Genomic DNA, 4,244 nt, shown 5'->3' with positions numbered 1-4,244 from the left:
TTTACCATAGATTTTGAGCCTTCAACACAGATTACTAAGCCAAAAATGCTCTAAATTTTTGAAATTCTAACAAATGCCACTCAACTTCATCATCATCTTTGACTTTCACAATATCTTCCTCAAAATAACATGGAATAAAGATAGTTTTCTTTTGAAACGGTTGTAGGAGGAAAATCTCTCCTACACTATTTTTGATTCTGAGAGAAAATTGCAAAATATCATCTACCAAACTTTCAATTATTAAGATTTTTTGCAGTTTATCTGAATTAGAATCGCAAGGCTTCTCAATAATATAATTGTCGAATTTTTTCATTCTAACTTTCTCTCCACTATTTCTTCCTTTATCAAGAAAAAGTTACCTCAATATTCATAAAGTACAATTCTAAATTAACTCCAATTATTGATTCATGATAATATTTCGATAACTCATCGTGCAATTAAAAACAAGGATTTTTATTTCAGACGATCCATCGTGAACACTTCATCAGCCATCTCCCAAATTGCCGGATTATGTGTTGCGATAATGATTAGCCTATTATCATCTCGAAGAGATAGCAAAATCTCCATAATCAACTGAGAGGTTGCTGGGTCTATTGAAGCTGTTGGCTCATCTGCCAGAATAAAGGGTGGATTCTTTAAGATAATTTTTGCCAAGGCAACCCGTTGCGATTCTCCGCCCGATAACTCAAAGATGCGCTTATCTAGGTCAAGATAAGCCAGGCCGACCTGTTCTAAAGCCTGCTTCTGCCTCAACCGCTGTTCCGACCGACTCAACTTTTGACCAATGAGACCTAGCTTAAGGTTTTCTTCAATACTTTGGTTTTCAATTAAGCCAAAGTTCTGGAAGAGGTAGCCCAATTCGTGACGGAAAAAATCACTCGATTTATAATTGGCCAAGTCTTTACCTCGGTAAAAAATCGTCCCATCATAAGATTCTAATTTCCCAATCATGTTCATCAAGGTTGTTTTTCCGCTACCACTTGAACCAATTAAGGCATAGACTTTTCCAGCCTTAAATGTCATTGAAAGATTCGAAAATAACTCTCGTTCTCCAAAAGATTTACTCACCTGTTTAAGTTCAATCATATTAACCTCCCTTCAAAACAAGCATGGACATCTTGTTTTCTTTCTGCATTTGGACATGTAACTGTAAAAGAGATAGACCAGTAAAGAGTAACAAGACTAAGAAAGCAACTACTATCTCTACCTGAAGAAATACACTCGCAACAAATCCCAGTAAAAACACACCCAGTTGAGCAAAGAGATAAGTGCGATGGATTTCTAAGAACCTGAGACCTGCAATGCGTTTGATAAAAATGGCACGTCTAAATTCTTCAAAGTAGAGCCTATTCATAGTGTTAAACAACAAGATTGAAGTTGCAATCCCAAGCACAGCTCCTGCTAGCATTACCCAATGTTCCCTCTGGATATTATCCAATAATGTGATGTAGTTGTGGTAACCTGTTTGCATTTCTGAGACCCAATTTTCAATGCCTTGTCTCTGGATAAGCTCCTGGGCATCAGACAATTGATTAAAGAGAACGTAGTTCTGTACTGCGTCTATCCAAAACAAAATGGACTGTGGACCAGTTGATTGGGGTGTTATAACAATGACGATCGGATCTTTCAAAAACTGCTGGTAAGAAATAGGGGTCGTATTATACACAAATCGATCCTGACCTGATTCCAAATAACCTACCGTAGCAGTCATTTGCTGTCGTTCATCTTGACTAGACATGCGACTGGTTAAGTCGTCTTCAAAAACAGATTTATAATGTTCTTCCTCTGAACGGAGGTGTTCAGGCAGCAATAAGACAAACTCCCCTACATTAAGGTGATTCATCTTTTGCTTAATAGTTGTATCTACAGGAATGTTTTGACGCTCCAAGTAATGCGGTGTGACGATAAGGACATTGCCATTCGGGCTGTAATCGTGCCATTCTGTAGAGGTTGTCAAGTTTTTGGAGGAAGCCATGCCATTTTGCAAAGTACGGTCAATTAACTGGTGTCTAGATAAGAAAGCCTTTTGTTCTGAAACAGCCAGATCCATCAATTGATACCAAGTTCTGAGTTTCCTTTGAGCTTGTTCATCAAAACCAGGACTCGTTCCTTCACGGCTGATTGATAGGGTAATCAGTTGTCTTTCCTGACTCCAAACCTCTTGTCCAATCCGATGCTGTTGCCAGGCTTGGGAATACTTTAAGCTACTCCCTATTCCCAGCGTTACAATAATAATCGCTAACAGTTGACCGATTAAAATCAAACTAATGATTCCTCTGACAGGCACTTGCCCTTTTATAATCTGCATCAGGTGTATCTTTTTTATCCCAACTGCGAAGAGTTGAGCGAAAAACAGGGAGATCGACAACAAGATGAGATTATAACTGAGCAAGCCTGCTCCTATGGTCATTAGGGATTGCGTTGGAAGCGACAGAATTTTTTGCATAAGAATGGCGAGCACGCCAGCTAAACTGAAACCAACAGCTATCCCTTTCAAATCCTCACCAACTGGTCTAAGGAAAATGGACCACCGTTTCTCTCCTGAAATGAGGCGAATGCCCGATGACCGTAATTGGCTAATTTGACTAATTAAAGTCAGTGCTACAAAGGTTAAGATGAAAATCAATAGACTGATTAACTGAAATCCGTTACTAAAGATAGCCATTAACGTAGATAGTTTAGATGGAATTGTCAGGTGCATGTTAGTCAAGCCAAGTTGACTTAGCTCTTCCCTTAGCAAGTGAATATCTAGGTGTCCATCGAATACAAAATAGTTTGTTTCAACACTACTACTTTGAGCATCTTCTAGATTTTTTTCCTGAAGCCCATCAGGCAACTTTCCGTCCCCAAAGGTCGTATAAGAAAAAACTGTAGTACCTTCTGAGTTAGGATCTTGGTGTTGAATCGCAATAAAGCTATCTGTTTCTTCTGCTAGTTTTTCCAAGCGTGTAGCAACATGCTGAAAAGTTGTTTCAGGGGAAGAATCACGTACAACAACGTTGGGGTAATAATGGGAGACATATGTATCAGTCCAAATGGTAAATACCCAAACAAAGAACAAACTAGCAAGCAGGTTGGATATGAGTATAAATAATTTTTTCATAGTGCATTCCTTATTCTAAAACAGAGGGCAGAAATACTCCTGCCCTCTATAAACTAACAAGCTTACTGAACTATTGATAAAAGAATCTTCTTCAATTATTCTTTACCATCCCGCATCAAATGTAACTTGCTCCCCAAAATTTGTATTAACAAACGCATAGGCCGCACTACGTGCTCCTGCATAAACTGTTTTTTGATTGTTACGTCCATTACTTCCAACATAGGCCCAGTGATACTGTGAACCATGATAATAATTCGAAAATGCTCCCCAATTATTTGGATCATGATGGCCTCCATAGGTCCACTCGCCACCACGGTGAGAAACTGCCAAAACAGGAAGAGCCAAACTAAATGCCAAAACGGCAAGGGATGATGCAACTACTTTTCTAAATTTTAACATATTATTACTCCTCTGAATGAAATATTATGAAAATGAGCGAAATGCAACTATATATTTTAATTAGAAATCTCAGTCTGAATTATAGTATCCTATTTTTTCCTCCTTTCTAACTGCACGTTCCTTTCTACAGGCAGAGACCTAATTTTATAAACCAATCTTAAATACTTTAGATTTTGTAACTCATAATTTTCAACAGTTGGTTAGCTATGAAAGCATTTTATCAAACATCTCCATTCTTATATCTATCTGGTATTGTTACAAGCTCTCATCAGAATACCTTTCTCTAAATAGTTGAATTTTAAAGTAATATAAAATCAATCAGCCTTCCCAACATCAAGACCATTGGACTTCTTTTGCGATTGCACTCGAATCTCCAATTGTTTATTCTTCTGAATAAACTGTTGGTAAGGAATTGTATTACTAAACATAAAAACACCTAGCAATGCAAATGTAACTAATTTTTTAATTCCACGTTTTTTTCTCATGCAATGAAACCCCTTTCTTTTTTCTTGTTTTTATTCTAACAGATATATTTTATTTAGTCAAGTATTTTTATGTAATTTTTAACTTTTTTTTTTGTTTATTACCATAAAGAATTATTTATTCCTTTAACTTACTATTTTGAACTAAAAATTTTATAATGAAATTAAGCAAATAGGAAGGTTTATTATCTTTAATGAATACACTCGCAGAGAAATTCAGATTGAAAAGAAAAGAGTTGAGACTCTCCCAACGACTCGAA

5 protein-coding genes are annotated in these 4,244 nt (G+C 36.8%); all 5 read right to left on the bottom strand.

The window, feature by feature from the left end; translation table 11 throughout:
- Positions 1–34 precede the first annotated feature (34 nt).
- Positions 35–313, bottom strand: a complete 279-nt coding sequence (locus HT715_RS12485) for a hypothetical protein (RefSeq protein WP_000712965.1) — start codon at positions 311–313, stop codon at positions 35–37.
- Positions 314–453: 140 nt separating this feature from the next.
- The gene (locus HT715_RS11435; protein ID WP_023934537.1) at positions 454–1,086 is read right to left on the bottom strand and encodes an ABC transporter ATP-binding protein; all 633 of its coding nucleotides are present in this window, start codon (positions 1,084–1,086) and stop codon (positions 454–456) included.
- 1 nt (position 1,087) lies between these two features.
- On the bottom strand, positions 1,088–3,103 hold the full coding sequence (locus HT715_RS11430) for a DUF1430 domain-containing protein (RefSeq protein WP_054388490.1): 2,016 nt from the start codon (positions 3,101–3,103) through the stop codon (positions 1,088–1,090).
- A 102-nt stretch (positions 3,104–3,205) separates the two neighbouring features.
- Positions 3,206–3,502, bottom strand: coding sequence for a lactococcin 972 family bacteriocin (locus HT715_RS11425; RefSeq protein WP_000911559.1), 297 nt, complete (start codon positions 3,500–3,502; stop codon positions 3,206–3,208).
- 314 nt (positions 3,503–3,816) lie between these two features.
- Positions 3,817–3,987 (bottom strand): PhrA family quorum-sensing system peptide, encoded by a 171-nt coding sequence (locus HT715_RS12335; RefSeq protein ID WP_001227862.1) that lies wholly within the window; start codon positions 3,985–3,987, stop codon positions 3,817–3,819.
- Positions 3,988–4,244: the final 257 nt, after the last annotated feature.

This window comes from Streptococcus sp. 4155, from assembly GCF_013276695.1.
GTDB classification, from domain to species: Bacteria; Bacillota; Bacilli; order Lactobacillales; family Streptococcaceae; genus Streptococcus; species Streptococcus pseudopneumoniae.
Note: the sequence above shows the minus strand (reverse complement) of the source record. Positions and strands in the feature narration are given on the sequence as shown.